Source organism: Cupriavidus sp. MEYA8, assembly GCF_059278825.1.
In genome coordinates, this window is sequence record NZ_CM181221.1 from 684,184 (window position 1) to 700,567 (window position 16,384).

Below are 16,384 nucleotides of genomic sequence, written 5' to 3' on the forward strand. Positions count from 1 at the left end.
GGAGGTTTCCATGCGTACCACGCTTGCCCTGGACGATGATTTGCTGCGCAAGGCCCAGGCCCTGACGGGCCTGTCAGAAAAATCCTCGCTCGTGCGCGAAGCGCTACGGGCACTGATCGAGCGCGAAAGCGCGCGGCGCCTAAGCCGTCTCGGCGGTACCGAGCCCGACCTGGAATCCGCGCCGCGCCGCCGCCCGGAGCCGGCATGATCCTGGTCGACACTTCGGTATGGATCGACCATCTGCGTACCGGCGACGCGGCACTAGCGGCTTTGCTCGACGCCAGCCGGGTCCTGGTGCATCCGTTTGTGATCGGCGAGATCGCGCTGGGTAGCCTGCGGCAGCGGGACGAGGTGCTGGGCGCTTTGCGTGATTTGCCAGGCGCCGTCGTGGCGACGGACGACGAAGTCGACCGGATGATCGATGACCAGAAGCTTTACGGGATAGGGATTGGCTACGTGGATGCGCATCTGCTGGCCGCCACCCGATTGACGCCCGGCAGTGCGCTATGGACGCGGGATCGTCGCCTGCTCGCGCTCGCCGAGCGTTTGGGGCTGGCCGCGCGGCCTGCGCATTAGCCTGCGCTGCGCCGAAACTCTCAGGACAGGATGCGGATCGCGGGGCCGGGCTATGAAGTGAACCGACCTTCCAACCGGTGCAACGACCCCGGATGCACCAGCCTGACCGACGTCACAACCCGCCCCGCCGACCATGTCCGTCTACGGATCAGCAAACACGGCTCACCCTTGTCGATGTCCAGCAACCCGCATTCCTCCGGATGCGCCAGCACCGCCTCCACCACGTGCTCACCTTCGGTCAGCGGCGCGACGCGCGTCAGGTATTGGTAGGGCGTTTCGCGCGAGAAGTCCTGCTCCAGGTAATCCGGCGCGACGGCGGCATTGACGTAGCGGTCTTCCAGCTGGATCGCGACATCGTCTTCGTAGTGCACGATGACCGAGTGAAACACGCGCTGCTCCAGCGGCACATCCAGCGCAGCAGCCTGCGCCGCGCCGGCGCGTTCCTCCTGTACGCTGACCACCCGCGCATGATGCCGATGCCCCCGAGCAGCAATGTCATCCGCAATATTGTTGACCGCATAAAGCGCGGTCCGCAGCTTGGGCTCCGCAACAAAGGTCCCAACCCCCTGCAGCCGCACCAGCATCCCCTCCGCCGTCAGTTCCCGCAGCGCCCGATGCACGGTCATGCGGCTGACGCCCAGCGCTTCGACCAGCTCGGCCTCGGAGGGCACCCGATGGTGAGGCGGCCAGCTGCCGTCAGCAATCCTGCTGCTGATGTGTTGCTTGACGCGCGCATAGAGCGGCGCCGGCGTGGATTCGAGCGGCAACGGTTTCCCCCGGGTGGCGACAGCCGCCGAATGTATCACGCCCCCTGGCGTTGTTCGACGCCGCGCGGCCCGCACGCCTGCAGGAACGCATCGAGCGGCGTCGGCCGCCCGATCGCATAGCCCTGCGCGAAGTCGACGCCGATCGCGCGCAGCGCTTCGAGCGTGCGCTCATCCTCCACCCACTCCGCCACGGTCTTCACGCCGAGCCGGTGGCCGATGTCGTTGATCGAGCTGACGATCTCGCGGTCGACGGCGTTGTCCGCCAGCTGGCGGATAAAGCTGCCGTCGATCTTCAGGAAATCGACCGGGAACTGCTTCAGGTAGGCAAACGACGACAGCCCCGAGCCAAAGTCGTCGAGCGACACGGTGCAGCCCGCGCGCTTCATCTCCGACACCAGCCGGTTGGCCGCCGCCATGTTGTTGATCAGCGCCGTCTCGGTGATCTCCAGCCGGATGCGGCTGGCGGGCAGCGCGCTGGCGTCCAGCTCGGCATGCAGGAAGGGCAGCAGGAACGGCTCGCCCAGCGAGTTGGCCGACAGGTTGATCGACACCGACAGCCCCGGCACCGCACGCAGCCGCTCGCCGTAGCCGTGCAGCACGTTGTGGATGACCCAGCGGTCGACATGGCCCATCAGGTCGTAGCGCTCGGCGGCGGGAATGAAGGCGCCGGGCAGGATCATGTCCCCGCTCTCGTCGACCATGCGCACCAGGATCTCGATGTGGCGGGATTCGCCGCGGCCCGCGCCGGCAGGCTGCAGCGCGCGGATCTCCTGCGCGAACAGGCGGAAGCGGTTGGCTTCGAGCGCCGAGTGGATGCCCGCGGCGACTTCCAGTTCGCGATGGTGGCGGCGCGCGTCGCTCTCGTCGCGCCGGTAGACCGAGACCCGGCTGCGGCCGGCGGCCTTGGCGGCGTAGCAGGCAACGTCGGCGCGGCTCATCAATTCGCTGACGGGCGGCACGTCGAGGTCGATCGCGGCGATGCCGATGCTGGCGCCGACGTCATAGACCCGACCTTCCCACGGGAAGCGGCGGCCGCGGATCGCGTCGATCACGCCCTGGCAGACCTGCTCGGCCTGGTCCACGGTGCAGTCCTTGAGCAGCAGCGCGAACTCGTCGCCACCGAGGCGCGCCAGCAGGTCGTCGGGGCGCACGTGGTTGCGGATCAGGTAGCCCAGCTCGCGCAGCAGCACGTCGCCGGCGCCGTGGCCGGCGGTGTCGTTGACGATCTTGAAGCGGTCCAGGTCGATGAAGCACAGCGCGGCGCGGTGGCCATGCAGCCGCGCGGCGTCGCAGGCCTCGCGCAGGCGCTTTTCGAACCAGGTGCGGTTGGGCAGGCCGGTGAGCGCGTCGTGCATGGCCGAGCGCGCCAGCTCGCGCTGCAGCGCGCGCGCGGTGGTGATGTCCTGGAACACCAGCACCGCGCCCAGCACCTCGCCGGCGGCGGTCAGCACCGGCGCGGCGGAGTCCTGTACGTCGTGGCGTTCTCCGGTCAGGCTCTGCAGCACCGCGCCGTCCTGCAGGTAGGCAGGCGTCAGCGTACGCAGGCACGATTCGACCGGGCTGGGGATCGGGTCGCCGCTGGCTTCGTCGACGATGCGGAAGACCTGCTCCAGCGGCAATCCGCCGGCGCTGCACATGGTCCAGCCGGTCAGCTGCTCGGCGATCGGGTTCATGAAGGTGACGTGCATATTGGCGTCGGTGCAGATCACCGCGTCGCCGATCGAACGCAGCGTGATATGCAGTCGCTCTTTCTCTTCGAACAGCGCCTCGGTCAGGCGGCGCTGCTCGGTGATGTCCCAGTTGGTGCCGACCAGTGCGTGCGCGATGCCGTCGGCGCCGCGCGTGACCGTGGCCATGGCGCGCACATGGCGCACCGCGCCGCCGGGACGCAGGATCCGGTATTCGGTGTCGAACGGCGCGGCGCCGCGAATGGCCTGGCGCATCTCGGTGCTGACGCGGCTGACGTCTTCGGGGTGCAGCATGGCGATCCACTGCTCGGCCTGCGGCGTGCCCTGCGCGGGATCGGTGCCGTGCAGCGCATGCATGCGCGCATCCCAGGTGATGGCGGTACTGCCGAAGTCCCATTCCCAGATGCCGACACCGCCGGCTTCCACCGCCAGCTGGATGCGGCGCGACAGCCGTTCCAGCTCTTCCTGCACCAGCTTGCGCGCATGGATGTCTTCCACCTGGGCGATGTAGTGCAGCGGCGCGCCGGTGTCTTCGTCGCGCACCAGAGAGACCGCCAGCAGCGCCCAGCGGTACTGGCCATCCTTGTGGCGGTAGCGCTTCTCCATGCGGTAGGACTCGATCTTGCCGTCCACCAGCAGCGCCGCCTGGCGCAGGTCGTCGCTCAGGTCGTCGGGGTGGGTCACCTGCTGGAAGGTGATGGCGCGCAATTCCTCGCCGCTGTAGCCGAGCAGCTCGGTCATGGCGCGGTTGACGATCTCCCAGCGGCCGTCCATGCCAACCAGCGCCATGCCGATCGCCGAATGCTCCATGGCCTGGCGGAAGCGCTTCTCGCTGCCGCGCAGGCTGGCGCGGCCATGGCGGTTCTGTTCGGTCAGGTAGGCGATGCAGACCGGGAACACCATGATCACCGCGGCCGACAGCGGCACCGCTTCATGGCCGTGCCCGACCAGCATCAGCGCCTGCAGCGACAGCGTCGCCACCAGCGTCAGCAGCGCGGTGGCGAACGGGTTGCCCGCCAGCGCCACCAGCACCAGCGGCAGCGACATCGCGGCAAACGGGTCGTGGCCCTGCCATTGCGCGAGCGCGCCGATCGCCAGGCACAGCGCCAGCAGGCCGGCCTGCGGCACCAGCACTGGCCGCGCGAAGGCGGTGCGCACGCGCGCCGGTGTCATCGACAGCATCATCGGCAGCAGCAGCGCCATGCCCAGCGCGCTGGCCTGCCACCAGGTCCACCACACCGACGCAAAGGGCGTGCCGTGCAGTTTGACAATGGCTGCGGCGCCGGCAGTGGCGCCCAGCGCCGGCGCGACGATGCCTGCGACCGCCAGCATCACCGCGAACGATGCCAGCGGCCCGTGGCGGACCAGCCCGGCGTGCCGGTCGAGCAGCCGCAGCAGGCCGGTGGCGCACAGGATCTCGGCCAGGTTGGCGCCGGCCAGCATCAGCGCGCTCGCGGCGCTGTCGCCGGCGGCATGGTTGGCCAGCAGGTTCGCGCCCAGCATGCCGGCCAGCAGCCACGGCGTCTCGCGGCGCGGGCGGTGCAGCAGCAGCCCCAGCGCGAAGGCGTTGGGCAGCCATACCGCGGCCACGTTGCCCGGCAGCCGCGCCAGCCACAGGCCCGCCGCCGCCAGGGCGAAATAGCCGGCAGCGGCGAGCAGCAGCGGCTGCCAGCGGCGCGGCGCGGCGGAATGGACAGTGGCGGCCTGGTGGCGCGGCGGGGCCGTATCGGGCGTCATGGACGGGTGCGGTGCAAAGGGCGGAGCAAAGGGCGGTGCAAATCGATCGGGGCAAGGCGCGCGGACGGACTGCCGCCCAGCGTAGCGGCAACTGTAACGGGGATGGGTACCCGAGCAAAAGCCGGACAGCGGGCTGCCGTGGGCGTTGTTGCCACTGGTGTTCGCGCCGATTTTTTGGTAGGGCAGCGGGGCGGGGGCGGGGTGGCGGAGTCAGTCCGGCGATGACCTCGCGGGTAATCGCGGCGCGGCGCGGCGGCATCCATCATGCAGCCATGGCCTGCCAGCCGGGCCGACCGGAAACCCAACCAGCACAGGAGAACACCATGTCAGCTGCCGTCCCGTCCTCGCAGTCCACCGCTGCCGCCATGCCCGCCGATCCCGCCAGCCTCGCCGACCGCTACCTTGCCGCCTGGAACGAAACCGACCCCGCGCGCCGCCGCGAGCTGATCGCGCTGGCGTGGACCGAATCGGCCAGCTATGTCGATCCGCTGATGCGCGGCGACGGCCATGCCGGCATCGATGCCATGATCGCGGCGGTGCAGGGCAGGTTTCCCGGTTTCCGCTTCACCCGCGTCAGCCCCGTCGACGCGCACGGCGAGCACCTGCGCTTTACCTGGGAGCTCGGCCCCGCGAGCGAGCCGGCGCTGGTGGTCGGCACCGATTTCGCCACCGTCGGCGCCGACGGCCGGCTGGCGCGCATGACCGGCTTTATCGACCGCGCCCCCGCCGGCCTGGCCTGAACGCGGCAAGCGCGTGCCTGTGTGGCCTGCCCCACCGACAGCCCCCTGCCCGCTGGCTGCAAGCTGTTGCATCCAGTGCGGCGGACAGGGGAGCGAAGATGGCGCGTGTTCTGCGAGTGGCGGCGTGGGGGCTGGCCGGCGTGGCCGCCGCCGTGGCAGTGGCGGCCTACGCCGCGGTCTGGGTCGGCGAGCGCAAGGCGTCGCGGACCGTGGCGGTGCAGGTTGCGCCGCTGGCCTTGCGCGACGACGCCGCCGCCATCGCCCACGGCAAATACCTCTATGAATCGCGCGGCTGCATGGAATGCCACGGCGCCGGCGCCGGCGGCAAGCAGGTGTTCGACGATCCCAACGGCCTGCGCGTGCGTGCGCCCGACCTGACCCGCGGCAACCCCGCCATCGCGGCGTACCGCGCCGAGGACTGGGTGCGCAGCGTGCGCCATGGCGTGGCGCCATCGGGCCGGCCGCTGCTGATCATGCCGAGCGAGGACTACAACCGCCTCAGCGACGAAGACCTCAGTGCGCTGGTGGCCTACCTGCGCAGCCTGCCGCCAGGCATGGGCGCGCCTGCCGAGGTCAACCTGCCGTGGCTGGTGCGGGCGCTGTACGGCGTGGGCATGGTGCGGGACGCGGCTTCCAAGATCGACCACAGCCTGCCGGTGCAGCCGGCGCAGGTGCCGGCGCCCACGGCGAAGTACGGCAGCTATGTGGCCAATGCCTGCCTGGGCTGCCACGGACACGATTTCAGCGGCGGCAAGATCCCCGGCGCGCCGCCCGACTGGCCGCCGGCGGCCGACCTGCGCCCGGTCTCGGGCGGCGCCATGTCGCGCTATGGCCAGGCTGGGGCCTTTATCGAGATGATGCGCAGCGGCAAGCGGCCCGACGGCTCGCAGATCAGCCGCGTGATGCCGTTTGACTCGTTCGGGCGCATGAACGATACCGAGCTGACCGCGCTGTACCTGTTCCTCGCCGACATGCCCCGGCGCTAAGGCCGGGCTTGCCGCGCTTCATTGCCTTGCCAGCCTGCGCCCGGCGGCGATGCCCGGCAGCTCCACCCAGCGGTGCAGCAGCAGCGCCAGGCCCAGCGCCAGCCCGGCGTCGATGGCAAAGCGCAGCAGCTGCAGGCCGGTCTGGTCGGGCGTCAGTTCGGGCATCAATCGCTTGACGCCTTCGATCACCGTGGGATGCACCAGGTAGAGCGCGTATGACAGCTCGCCCAGCCACACCAGCGCGCGCGGCACGCGCAGCATGCCGGTATGCTCCGCCGCGACCGCGCCCGCCAGCAGCAGCGCCGCGGGCAGGCCGCGGCCGGCCAGGCTGAAGTCCGGGCCGACCAGCGGCAGCGACAGCGCGAACGCCGCGCAGCCGGTGGCCAGCATCGCCAGCGCGATCGACGGCGTCAGCAGGTGGCGCCAGCGCGCATAGGCCCACGCGAGCAGGCAGCCGAGCAGGAATTCCAGCACCAGCGGATTGCTCGCCATCGCCAGCCATGGAGATGCGAACGGATAGCCCTGCGCGGGATCGGCGACCAGCGTGCCGAAGCGCCACCACGGCAGCACCAGCGTCACCAGCGCGAACAGTGCCAGCACCACCCACAGCGCGCGCCGCCCGGCCAGCAGCAGCCCGAGCGCGAACGCGGCGTAGAACGCGATCTCGTAGTTGAGCGACCAGCCCACATACAGCGCCGGATAGCCGTAGTAGGGCGCATGCGCGGTGGTGGTGGGCAGGAATGCCAGCGACGCGGCGAACAGCGCCGGCGTCACCGGGTTGAGCAGCAGCGCGTGCAGCACCGACATGGCCCAGTACGGCGGCGCCAGCCGGAACGCGCGCCGCACCAGGAAGCTGAACGGACGCTCCGGGCGCGGCCGCGCCAGCACCGCGACCCAGGCAATGATGAAGCCGCTGATGACGAAGAACACATCGACGCCGACATGGCCGCGCTTGATCACGTTGGCGGTCAGCCAGTCCAGCACGGGTGCGTCGGCGCCGCCCAGCGCCAGGCCGGAGTGGTAGACGACCACGAAGGCCGCGGCCAGGCCGCGCAGCGCCTGGATGCTGTCCAGCCGGGCGATGGAAGGGGCGATGGAAGGAGAGACGGCAGGAGAGACGGCAGGAGCGCTGCGGGACGTGGCGGGAGCTTCGGCGCCGCACGGGCGCGCCGCGGGCTGCACGGCGCGTGGCGGTGCTGGCGTACCCGCCACCGGATGATGGCGTTCTGGAATAGTCGACGGCACTGTTTCAGCGGCAGGAATCCGCAAGCGATGAATCCATGAGGGACCGCGGCAGGATGCACAAAGTTCGTGCAAAGCCCGACAAAACGCGCGTTTGCGCCGAGCCCGGCGCACGGCCTCCGGCAAGGTGACCGGAATTGCACTATCCTCACTTGTCCCGTGCGCAACGCCGCGCGCACGGGCAGTGCCCCCGCATCCCCACGCGTTCGCCCTGCGCCGGCCCCTGCTGGCGCGGGCCGCGTGCGGGCCCGGGCACACGCCATGACCAGTGGGCAAACGTACCCAAGGAGTGTCCCCCATGACCACCCTCGACATCAACGTCAACGGCAAGACCCGCACGGTCGACGTGGATCCGTCCACGCCGCTGCTGTGGGCGCTGCGTGACAACCTCGACATGACCGGCACCAAGTTCGGCTGCGGCGTGGCCGCGTGCGGCGCCTGCACCGTGCATGTCAACGGCCAGGCGACGCGCAGCTGCGTGACGCCGGTTTCCGCCGCCGCGGGCGCCAGCATTACCACCATCGAAGGCGTGGACACCGACCGCGTCGGCCGCGCCGTGCTCGACGCGTGGATCAGGCACGATGTCGCGCAATGCGGCTACTGCCAGAACGGGCAGGTGATGAGCGCCATCGGCCTGCTGCGCAGCAAGCCGCGCCCCACCGACGCCGATATCGACCAGGCCATGGCCGGCAACCTGTGCCGCTGCGGCACGTACCAGCGCATCCGCGCGGCGATCAAGGACGCCGCGCGCGCGCTGGCGTCGTTGGCCTGAACACGAGGAGCCGATCATGCGAATCCGAGGCATTGAAGCACTGGCCGGCGGCCAGGGTGGCCAGGGCGACAACTGCGGCGCAGCGCAAGGCGGTGGCATAGCCACGCTCACCCGACGCGGTTTCCTGAAACTCACCGGCCTGGCCGGCGGCGGGCTGGCGCTGGGCGTGGCCCCGCTGGCGCAGGCACAGGCACAGGACGCGGGCAGGTCCAGGGCACCGGCGCCGCAGGCGTTCCTGATCATCGCGCCCGACAACACCGTCACGGTGGCCGTGAACCGGCTCGAATTCGGCCAGGGCGTGCATACCGCGCTGCCAATGGCGCTGGCCGAAGAACTGGATGCCGACTGGCGCAACGTGCGCGCAACGCTGGCACCCGCGGGCGACGCGTACAAGGATCCTGCCTTCGGCATGCAGATGACCGGCGGCTCGACCGCGCTTAACCATTCGTTCCAGCAGTACCGCGAGCTGGGCGCGCGCGCCCGCGCCATGCTGGTGACTGCCGCCGCGCAGAAGTGGCAGGTCGATCCGGCCGGCATCAAGGTCGAGCAGGGCGTGCTGACCTCAGGCAGCCACCGCGCCACCTTCGGCGACCTGGCGCACGCCGCGATGGAGCTGCCCGTGCCGCAGCGGGTCACGCTGAAGGACCCGGCGCAGTTCCGCATCGTCGGCAAGCCCACGCCGCGGCTGGACGCGCGCGGCAAGATGGCGGCGACCACGCCGTTCGGCATCGACACCAGGCTCGACAAGATGGTGGTGGCCGTGGTCGCGCGCCCGCCGCGCTTCGGCGGCAAGGTGAAGTCGTTCAACGCCGACAAGGCGCGCGCGGTGCAGGGCGTGCATGGCGTGATGCAGGTGCCGGTGGACCGCGGCGGCACCGGCGTGGCGGTGATCGGCAGCGGCTACTGGCCGGCCAGGATGGGCCGCGATGCGCTGGAGGTCCAGTGGGAAGACGCGGGCTCCAGAGTCTCGTCGCAGGCGCTGTTCGAAGAGTACGCCAGGCTGGCCGCGCAGCCGGGCACGGTGGCGCGCGCGGGCGAGGGTGATATTGGTGCGGCCATCAACAGTGCCGCGCGCAAGATCGAAGCCGACTTCCGCTTCCCCTACCTCGCGCACGCGCCGATGGAGCCGCTCAACTGCACGCTGCAGCCCGACGTGCAGGGCGGCAAGCTGCAGGCGGTCAAGGTGTGGGTGGGATCGCAGTTCCAGACCGTCGACCAGGCCGCGATCGCGCGCACGCTCGCCCTGTCGCCCGACAAGGTCGTGCTCAATACCATGATGGCCGGCGGCGGCTTCGGCCGGCGCGCGGTGCCGACTTCCGACTACCTCGTCGAAGCGGCCAACGTGCTCAAGGCCTGGGTGGCCGCGGGACACACCGAGCCGCTCAAGGTGATGTGGAGCCGCGAGGACGATATCCGCGGCGGCTACTACCGTCCGCTGCACCTGCACCGCGCGCGCATCGGCTTCGATGCGCAGGGCAAGGTGGTGGGCTGGCAGCACACCGTGGTCGGGCAGTCGATCCTGAAGGGCACGCCGTTCGAACCGTTCATGGTCAAGAACGGCGTCGACGCGACCATGACCGAGGGCATCGTCGAGAACGACTACGACCTGCCGCTGCAGATGTCGGTGCATCACCCGCAGGTGGATGTGCCGGTGCTGTGGTGGCGCTCGGTCGGCAACACGCATACCGCCTTCGTCAAGGAAACGCTGGCCGACGAAATCGCCGCCGCGGCGAAGCAGGACCCGGTGGCGTTCCGGCTGGCGCGCCTCGACGAGAAAAAGCACGCGCGCCACCGTGCCGCGCTGCAGCTGGCGGTGGACAAGTCCGGCTACGGCAAGCGCAAGCTGCCGAAGGGGCACGCGTGGGGCGTGGCGGTGCACGAGTCGTTCAGCACCGTGGTGGCCTATGTGGTCGACGTGTCGCTGGTGAAGGGCGAGCCGCGCGTGCACCGCGTGACCGCCGGCGTGCATGCCAACCGCGTGGTCAACCCGCTGTCGGCCGAGGCCCAGATCCAGGGCGGCTGCGTGTTCGGGCTGGCGATGACGAAGCCGGGGTTTGCCATCGAGATCGAGAATGGCGCCGTGAAGAACAGCAACTTCACCGACTTCCCGCCGCCGCGCATCACCGACGCGCCGGTGGTGGAGGTGTTCTTCGTGCCGTCGCAGGACAACCCCACGGGCCTGGGCGAGCCGGGCGTGCCGCCGATCGCGCCCGCGGTGGCGAATGCGCTGTTCCGGCTGACCGGCAAGCGGCAGCGGCAATTGCCGTTCGTGCTGGCCTGACCGGCCTGACGCAAGGGGTGGCGTGGCGCCCTGCACCGGGCGCCGCGCCGGCGCATCCCCCGAACGCGGCTGGCGGGTGCGTTTGTTGTAACCGCACCAGTGTTTGCGCCGGCATGGCTGCACCCTATTGCGTTTGCGCGCCGGGCCGCGTAGAAAGTGGAGACACTGCGCCGTCCGGCTGCCCCGCTGCCCCCCTGCCTACTGGCGGCGGCCGTCCCGGGCAGCACCGGGCCGGCGCGCCGGACGTTCGAGGTGTGGCCATGGAGACCCAGGAAAGTACCCTAACCCTTGCCCTGATGACGGAGCCCGCGCGGGCCCGCGTGTGCCGCGCGCTGCTCGATGCGGGCGAGAACGGGCTGCCCGCGGCCGACCTGGCCCACATCGCGCAGGTCAGCCTGGCGCGCGCCGGCCACCTGTTCCAGGAACTGGTGCAGGCCGAGGTGCTGGCGCTGTCGATCCAGGAACGCAAGGTCTGCTACGTGCTCAAGGCGCGGCGCGCCGTGACCGAAGCGCTCGGCTACATCGACGCCAGCGGGCTGGCTGACTAAGCAGGCACAAAGCGCATCGGGCGCCGCGCGGACCGCCACGGCTGGCGGGACGCGCCAGCCGCTATTTCTGGATCTGCTTGACCGCCCGATCGCGCGCCGCCTGCATGTCCTGCATGAGCCGGTACGCTGCGTAGTACTTGAAGATATTGCGCACATAGGTGGTGGTCTCGATGCCGATCTTCTCCGCCACCACGATCTCGACATTGTTGAACCACTTGTCGGGATCCAGTCCCCGCGCCGCCGCTTCCTTGCGCATCTTCGCGATATTGCCCGGCCCGGCGTTATAGCTGGCAAAGGCGAACAGCGGCCGGTTCGCTTCCGAGAAATGCGCGTCGGGGAAGTACTTCGTCATCAGCCGGTCCATGTACTTGGCGCCGGCGTGGACGTTGGCCTCGGCCATGCGGATATTGCCGACATTCAGCTCCTTGCCGGTGGCCGGCATGATCTGCATGATGCCGACCGCGCCGACATGGCTGCGCGCCTCCTGGTTCAGCTGTGATTCCTGGAAGCCCTGCGCGGCCAGCATCAGCGGGTCGAAGCCATAGTCCTTGCCGTACTTCTCGAAGAAGGCGATGGTCTGCTGGAAGCGCTTGTACTCCGCATCGTCGGTGTTGTTCTTGATCTGCTTGATGCGCAGCATGGTCTGCTTGAGCCGGTACTCCGCACCGCCCTGTTTCTTGACGAAATTGACGTAGAAGTCTTCGATCGCCTGCCGCAGCTGCGGGCTGTTCTTGCGGAAGGCCCAGCCGGTATAGCCGCCTTCGCGCACGGCCAGGTCTTCGCGTACCTTGATGTTCGGCAGGATCTGCGCCCACATCGCGGCCTTCCAGTCATCGACCACCAGGATCTGCAGCACGCCCGCGTTGAGCATCTCGAGCGCGTCTTCGTCTTCGAGCGCATCGGGCAGCATGACCAGTTTTATCGGCGCCTTGCCGGCGTGGCGCAGGCCGTCGTTCAGCACGGTCAGGCTTTCAAAGTAGCTGCTGGCGCGCCGCACGTGCACGGTCTTTCCCGCGAGGTCGTCGAGGCGCTGCAACGGCGGCGCCTTCGGCCCGGTGACCACCAGCTCGCGCACCGGCTTGCGGTCGCGCGGCGCGGTGAAGTCCACCTGCTTCAGCCTGCTCTCGGTTTCGGTCAGGTTGCCGGCGGCGATATCGCCAAGCCCCGCCATCAGGTCGGGCAGCAGCCGGTCGCGCGTGGTCGGGATGATGATGATGGTCAGCGGGCGCTTGCCGAGCTGGTCGGCGTACTTCTTGTTCAGATAGCGCTCGAAGTCACGCACCAGCTCCGCGGTCAGCCCGCGCTCGCGGCCCTTGTCGCTGAAGTAAAGCGTGCGGCTGTATGGCACCAGTACGCGGATGACGCGGCTCTTGAGCATCACGTCGAAGTCGCCGGTACGGGGTTTGTTGGCAAGGCTCAGTCCGCGCGGCTTCGCGGGAGCTGCCTGGCCTGTCGCAGCGGTAGCGGCAGGGGCCGACGCAGCGGCTGGCGGATTCTGCGATGGCGGTTTTTGCTGGGCTACGGCAGCAGGTCCGCAAAGACTGAACGCGCCCATCAGGCCGGACACAAGCAGGCCTGCCAACCAGCGGGAAGGGCGGACAGCGGACATGGCGGGGATTGCAAGCCGCGCAAGCAAGCGCGCGGTTTGCCCATATGGAGTCTAGGCGCGGAATATGGACTTGCAAGCGTGGACTTGCAAGCGCGCGACTCGAGAGCGGGGAGGCAGTACGCAGCCTGCAGGAAGCGCAGACATGGGCAGAGTAGTAGGAACGCGTTGAGACAGGAAAGAAGATGGCCGGCTTGCGCCGGCCATCGATCTCATTCGCGGCTTGCGTGATCGCGCTATTGCTTGGGCGCTGCCATTTCCTGGCGGGCCGCGGCGTCCGCGGCCTTGTTCTCGACCTTGCGCTCCTGCTTGGCCTCGCCGACTTCTTCCTTGTACTCGCCCTTGGCGGCCTTCTTCTTCGCCTTGTATTCGTCGGAGGCGCGCTTGCGTGCCTCGCGGCGCTCGACCAGCGGGTCCTTGGGCGGCTCGATCTGGGTCATGCCGGGCGGCACGCCTTGCGCGCCGGCCGGGGGTGCCGCGGGCGCGGCCGTGGTCTGGGCGAAAACGGTGGCACAGCTGAGGCCTGCCAGGCCGGCGGCAATCGCGCCGACGATCTTGGGAAGGCGAGCGGGCTGTTTCGGATCCATGGAAAACCTCCAGAGTTGTTGTCGGACGCGCCGGCAGTGGAGGGGCCCGGCGCGGCTGGGACCGCGCGTCGCCACCGTGGCGGCAGTGCAGCGGTAGCCCTCAGTCTAGGCAGCGGGGCCGTATTGCGCTGTCGGGCGCGCGCTGATGCGGAGCCGGCGTTACTCCTACACGGCCGCGTTGATGCCTGGCCGCAACAAACGCCGGATGGAGAGCGCCGGACGCCACTTTGCAGCGCCGCGCGATGCCGACAAGCCGCTGCACCTGCGCGCGTTCGTCGAATTGATGGTGCGACTGGGCGAGACCGCGGCGGCGGCGGGCGCAAGGGCCGCCGCCAGCAGTGAGCGGGCGGCAAGCGCGCCAAGGTCCGCAAACAACCGGGGTTGGTCCCGTGCATCGAGTCCGAGCACAACGCAAGGGCACGGTAGGCGTGCCAGGCGATTTCGTTGCCATCGCGGCCGAACGAATCTTTATGCGTTCTTTACACGCACCCGTCACCTTTCTACCCGGTTTTTACGACCCCGTCGCTAAGCTGCAAGCCGAAACCATTCAAAGGTGCTTTGTCATGGACGGGATCTACTTGATCGTATTGATCTGCTTTGCAGTGCTGAGCGCGGCCCTGCTGGGGCTTTGCGCTGTGCTTGCACCGAAGTCTTCCGCGGACGGCGAACATGCCGGCTCGCACCACCAGGTGCTGGGCAAGAACAGCGCAACGGACAGGGGGCTGTGATGAGCTGGACGGATCTGTTGAGCGGCGCACTGGCCGTTGCCATTTTTGTCTACCTCCTCATTGCGTTGTTCCGGCCGGAGAAATTCTGATGTCCTCCCAATTCGTGGGCCTGCTGGTCCTCTATCTCGCCGTCCTGCTGGCATGCGCGCCTTTTCTCGGACGCTATATCCGGCGCGCTGTCGAGGACGGCAATTATTCGCTGACCGCCTGGGGCCGTCCGCTGGAACGGCTGGTGTATCGCCTGGGCGGCGTGCGTGCCGAGTCCGGGATGGGGTGGAAGCAGTACACCATCGCCGTCCTGGCGTTCAACCTGCTTGGGGTGGTGGCAGTCTATGCGCTGCAGCGCGTGCAAGGCATGCTGCCGCTGAACCCGCAAGGTTTTGGCGCGGTCACGCCGGACTCGGCCTTCAACACGGCCATCAGCTTTGTCAGCAATACGAACTGGCAAGGCTATGCCGGCGAGTCGACCATGGGCTACCTGGCGCAGATGCTCGCGCTCACCGTGCAGAACTTCCTGTCCGCGGCCACCGGCATCGCCGTGGTGTTCGCGCTGATTCGCGGCTTTGCGCGCCAGAGCGCCGCCACCATCGGCAATTTCTGGGTCGACATGACCCGGGTCACGCTGTACGTGCTGGCGCCGATCGCGACGGTGATCGCGCTGGCGCTGGTCAGCCAGGGCGTGATCCAGAACTTCGATGCCTACAAGGAAGTGAGCCTGGTCACGCCAGTCGAATACAGCCAGCCGAAGGTCGACGCGGCCGGGCAGCCGGTGCTCGATGCGCAAGGCATGCCGGTGACGGAAGACCTGAAGACCGACAAGCAGACGTTGGCAATGGGTCCGGTGGCCTCGCAGGAAGCCATCAAGATGCTCGGCACCAACGGCGGCGGCTTCTTCAATGCCAACTCGGCGCATCCGTTCGAGAACCCGAATGCCCTGGCCAACCTCATCGAGATGCTGGCGATCTTCCTGATCCCGGCGGCACTGTGCTTCACCTTCGGCGAGATGGTTGGGGACAGGCGGCAGGGCGTGGCCGTGCTGGGCTCCATGACGGTCCTCTTCGTGGCGATGGCTTGCGTTGCGGCGATCTCAGAGCAGATGGCCAATCCCGCGTTGTCGGGTCTGCCGCTCGACCATGCCAGTTCGCTGTTGCAGGCCGGCGGCAATATGGAAGGCAAGGAAACACGCTTCGGCATCGCTGCCTCGGCCTTGTTCGCCACCATCACGACCGCGGCATCCTGCGGCGCGGTCAATGCCATGCATGACTCCTTCACCGCCATCGGCGGGCTGGTGCCAATGCTGCTGATGCAACTGGGCGAAGTCGTGTTCGGCGGCGTTGGCTCGGGCCTGTACGGCATGCTGGTCTACGCCGTGCTGGCGGTGTTCATCGCCGGGCTGATGATCGGCCGCACGCCGGAGTATCTCGGCAAGAAGATCGAAACCTATGAGATGAAGATGGTGGCCGTGGCGATCCTGGTCACGCCGCTGCTGGTGCTGCTCGGCACGTCGGTGGCGGTGATGGCCGAGGCGGGACGCGCGGGTGTGTTCAACCCCGGCACGCACGGCTTCTCGGAGATCCTGTACGCGCTCTCGTCGGCGGCCAACAACAACGGCAGCGCCTTTGCGGGCCTCTCCGCCAACACGCCGTTCTACAACACGCTGTTGGCCGCGGCGATGTGGTTCGGCAGGTTCTGGATCATCATCCCCGTCCTGGCGCTGGCCGGCTCGCTGGCGGCCAAGAAGCGTATCCCGCCCAGCGGCGGCACCATGCCGACGCACGGCCCGCTGTTTGTCGTGCTGCTGGTGGGCACGGTACTGCTGGTCGGCGCGCTGACCTATGTCCCGGCGCTGGCGCTGGGTCCAGTCGCCGAGCAACTGCAGGGCGCGGTGACGGCAACGGCAGCCAAGTAGATCGATCACTGACGAAGACATAGCGAGCATTGCCACCAGTTCAGCCCCTGCATGGCCCGGCCAATGCAGGTGCCGCTGTCTCTAGCGGATTGCGGAGAAACCATGCAACATGAATCGACGGCCCCAGTGGCCAAGGGCAGCGCCAACAGGACCGGCGCATCGTCCTCCAACACGCCCCAGGTGAAGAGCGCACCGGTGTCAGACCGGCAACACGGTT

15 protein-coding genes are annotated in these 16,384 nt (G+C 68.7%); 10 read left to right on the forward strand and 5 right to left on the reverse strand.

All coding sequences use genetic code 11. The annotated features are described in order from the left end of the window. The first annotated feature begins 10 nt into the window (after positions 1-10). Complete coding sequence (locus tag AC5WJ1_RS03165; protein ID WP_133093923.1) at positions 11-208, forward strand: type II toxin-antitoxin system VapB family antitoxin; 198 nt, start codon at positions 11-13, stop codon at positions 206-208. Next, complete coding sequence (locus AC5WJ1_RS03170) at positions 205-576, forward strand: type II toxin-antitoxin system VapC family toxin (RefSeq protein WP_135704668.1); 372 nt, start codon at positions 205-207, stop codon at positions 574-576. The genes AC5WJ1_RS03165 and AC5WJ1_RS03170 overlap by 4 nt, the downstream gene beginning before the upstream one ends. A gap of 50 nt (positions 577-626) precedes the next feature. Here AC5WJ1_RS03170 and hutC read toward each other — a convergent pair whose 3' ends face one another. After that, positions 627-1,343 carry a histidine utilization transcriptional repressor HutC gene (gene hutC / locus AC5WJ1_RS03175; protein ID WP_135704670.1) on the reverse strand — a complete coding sequence of 239 codons (717 nt, stop codon included), beginning with the start codon at positions 1,341-1,343 and terminating at the stop codon, positions 627-629. 35 nt (positions 1,344-1,378) lie between these two features. After that, the gene (locus AC5WJ1_RS03180) at positions 1,379-4,768 is read right to left on the reverse strand and encodes a diguanylate cyclase (protein WP_135704672.1); all 3,390 of its coding nucleotides are present in this window, start codon (positions 4,766-4,768) and stop codon (positions 1,379-1,381) included. A gap of 365 nt (positions 4,769-5,133) precedes the next feature. Between AC5WJ1_RS03180 and AC5WJ1_RS03185 the strand changes: the two genes are divergently transcribed. Beyond that, positions 5,134-5,508, forward strand: coding sequence for a nuclear transport factor 2 family protein (locus tag AC5WJ1_RS03185; protein ID WP_133094225.1), 375 nt, complete (start codon positions 5,134-5,136; stop codon positions 5,506-5,508). A gap of 98 nt (positions 5,509-5,606) precedes the next feature. Beyond that, positions 5,607-6,494: a c-type cytochrome gene (locus tag AC5WJ1_RS03190; RefSeq protein WP_135704674.1), complete on the forward strand. Its 888-nt coding sequence runs from the start codon at positions 5,607-5,609 to the stop codon at positions 6,492-6,494. An 18-nt stretch (positions 6,495-6,512) separates the two neighbouring features. Here the strand turns inward: AC5WJ1_RS03190 and AC5WJ1_RS03195 are convergent, their stop codons facing one another. Next, a complete protein-coding gene (locus AC5WJ1_RS03195; protein ID WP_135706215.1) occupies positions 6,513-7,589 on the reverse strand; it encodes an acyltransferase family protein in 1,077 nt (358 codons plus the stop codon). Between the two features lie 445 nt (positions 7,590-8,034). On the opposite strand from AC5WJ1_RS03195, the gene AC5WJ1_RS03200 reads away from it, so the two are divergent. The 3 genes from AC5WJ1_RS03200 (at position 8,035) to AC5WJ1_RS03210 (ending at position 11,337) form a co-directional block, all read left to right on the forward strand. Beyond that, positions 8,035-8,508: a (2Fe-2S)-binding protein gene (locus AC5WJ1_RS03200; protein WP_133093928.1), complete on the forward strand. Its 474-nt coding sequence runs from the start codon at positions 8,035-8,037 to the stop codon at positions 8,506-8,508. Positions 8,509-8,524: 16 nt separating this feature from the next. Further along, entirely contained in the window at positions 8,525-10,789 is a 2,265-nt protein-coding gene (locus tag AC5WJ1_RS03205) for a xanthine dehydrogenase family protein molybdopterin-binding subunit (protein WP_135704675.1), read from the forward strand. Between the two features lie 260 nt (positions 10,790-11,049). After that, positions 11,050-11,337, forward strand: coding sequence for a helix-turn-helix domain-containing protein (locus AC5WJ1_RS03210; protein WP_133093930.1), 288 nt, complete (start codon positions 11,050-11,052; stop codon positions 11,335-11,337). 61 nt (positions 11,338-11,398) lie between these two features. On the opposite strand, the gene AC5WJ1_RS03215 is transcribed toward AC5WJ1_RS03210, so the two are convergent. Both AC5WJ1_RS03215 and AC5WJ1_RS03220 read right to left on the reverse strand, forming a co-directional pair. Beyond that, entirely contained in the window at positions 11,399-12,946 is a 1,548-nt protein-coding gene (locus AC5WJ1_RS03215) for an MltF family protein (RefSeq protein WP_133093931.1), read from the reverse strand. 233 nt (positions 12,947-13,179) lie between these two features. Then, the gene (locus tag AC5WJ1_RS03220; protein WP_133093932.1) at positions 13,180-13,530 is read right to left on the reverse strand and encodes a hypothetical protein; all 351 of its coding nucleotides are present in this window, start codon (positions 13,528-13,530) and stop codon (positions 13,180-13,182) included. Positions 13,531-14,093: 563 nt separating this feature from the next. Between AC5WJ1_RS03220 and AC5WJ1_RS03225 the strand changes: the two genes are divergently transcribed. From AC5WJ1_RS03225 to kdpA, 3 genes are read left to right on the forward strand one after another with little or no spacing between them, the layout of a single operon-like run. Then, entirely contained in the window at positions 14,094-14,258 is a 165-nt protein-coding gene (locus tag AC5WJ1_RS03225) for a hypothetical protein (RefSeq protein WP_195431709.1), read from the forward strand. Further along, positions 14,258-14,347, forward strand: coding sequence for a K(+)-transporting ATPase subunit F (kdpF, locus tag AC5WJ1_RS03230; protein ID WP_012352274.1), 90 nt, complete (start codon positions 14,258-14,260; stop codon positions 14,345-14,347). The genes AC5WJ1_RS03225 and kdpF overlap by 1 nt, the downstream gene beginning before the upstream one ends. Continuing rightward, complete coding sequence (gene kdpA, locus AC5WJ1_RS03235) at positions 14,347-16,167, forward strand: potassium-transporting ATPase subunit KdpA (RefSeq protein WP_494476372.1); 1,821 nt, start codon at positions 14,347-14,349, stop codon at positions 16,165-16,167. Before kdpF ends, kdpA begins: the two co-directional genes overlap by 1 nt. The last annotated feature ends 217 nt before the right edge of the window (positions 16,168-16,384 follow it).

What these genes read in the sequence shown, in the direction of transcription:
- AC5WJ1_RS03165 (WP_133093923.1), top strand. Translation starts at nt 11, where the DNA reads ATGCGTACCACGCTTGCCCTGGACGATGATTTGCTGCGCAAGGCCCAG.
- AC5WJ1_RS03170 (WP_135704668.1), top strand. Translation starts at nt 205, where the DNA reads ATGATCCTGGTCGACACTTCGGTATGGATCGACCATCTGCGTACCGGC.
- AC5WJ1_RS03180 (WP_135704672.1), bottom strand. Translation starts at nt 4,768, where the DNA reads ATGACGCCCGATACGGCCCCGCCGCGCCACCAGGCCGCCACTGTCCAT.
- AC5WJ1_RS03185 (WP_133094225.1), top strand. Translation starts at nt 5,134, where the DNA reads ATGCCCGCCGATCCCGCCAGCCTCGCCGACCGCTACCTTGCCGCCTGG.
- AC5WJ1_RS03190 (WP_135704674.1), top strand. Translation starts at nt 5,607, where the DNA reads ATGGCGCGTGTTCTGCGAGTGGCGGCGTGGGGGCTGGCCGGCGTGGCC.
- AC5WJ1_RS03200 (WP_133093928.1), top strand. Translation starts at nt 8,035, where the DNA reads ATGACCACCCTCGACATCAACGTCAACGGCAAGACCCGCACGGTCGAC.
- AC5WJ1_RS03205 (WP_135704675.1), top strand. Translation starts at nt 8,525, where the DNA reads ATGCGAATCCGAGGCATTGAAGCACTGGCCGGCGGCCAGGGTGGCCAG.
- AC5WJ1_RS03210 (WP_133093930.1), top strand. Translation starts at nt 11,050, where the DNA reads ATGGAGACCCAGGAAAGTACCCTAACCCTTGCCCTGATGACGGAGCCC.
- AC5WJ1_RS03215 (WP_133093931.1), bottom strand. Translation starts at nt 12,946, where the DNA reads ATGTCCGCTGTCCGCCCTTCCCGCTGGTTGGCAGGCCTGCTTGTGTCC.
- AC5WJ1_RS03220 (WP_133093932.1), bottom strand. Translation starts at nt 13,530, where the DNA reads ATGGATCCGAAACAGCCCGCTCGCCTTCCCAAGATCGTCGGCGCGATT.
- AC5WJ1_RS03225 (WP_195431709.1), top strand. Translation starts at nt 14,094, where the DNA reads ATGGACGGGATCTACTTGATCGTATTGATCTGCTTTGCAGTGCTGAGC.
- kdpF (WP_012352274.1), top strand. Translation starts at nt 14,258, where the DNA reads ATGAGCTGGACGGATCTGTTGAGCGGCGCACTGGCCGTTGCCATTTTT.
- kdpA (WP_494476372.1), top strand. Translation starts at nt 14,347, where the DNA reads ATGTCCTCCCAATTCGTGGGCCTGCTGGTCCTCTATCTCGCCGTCCTG.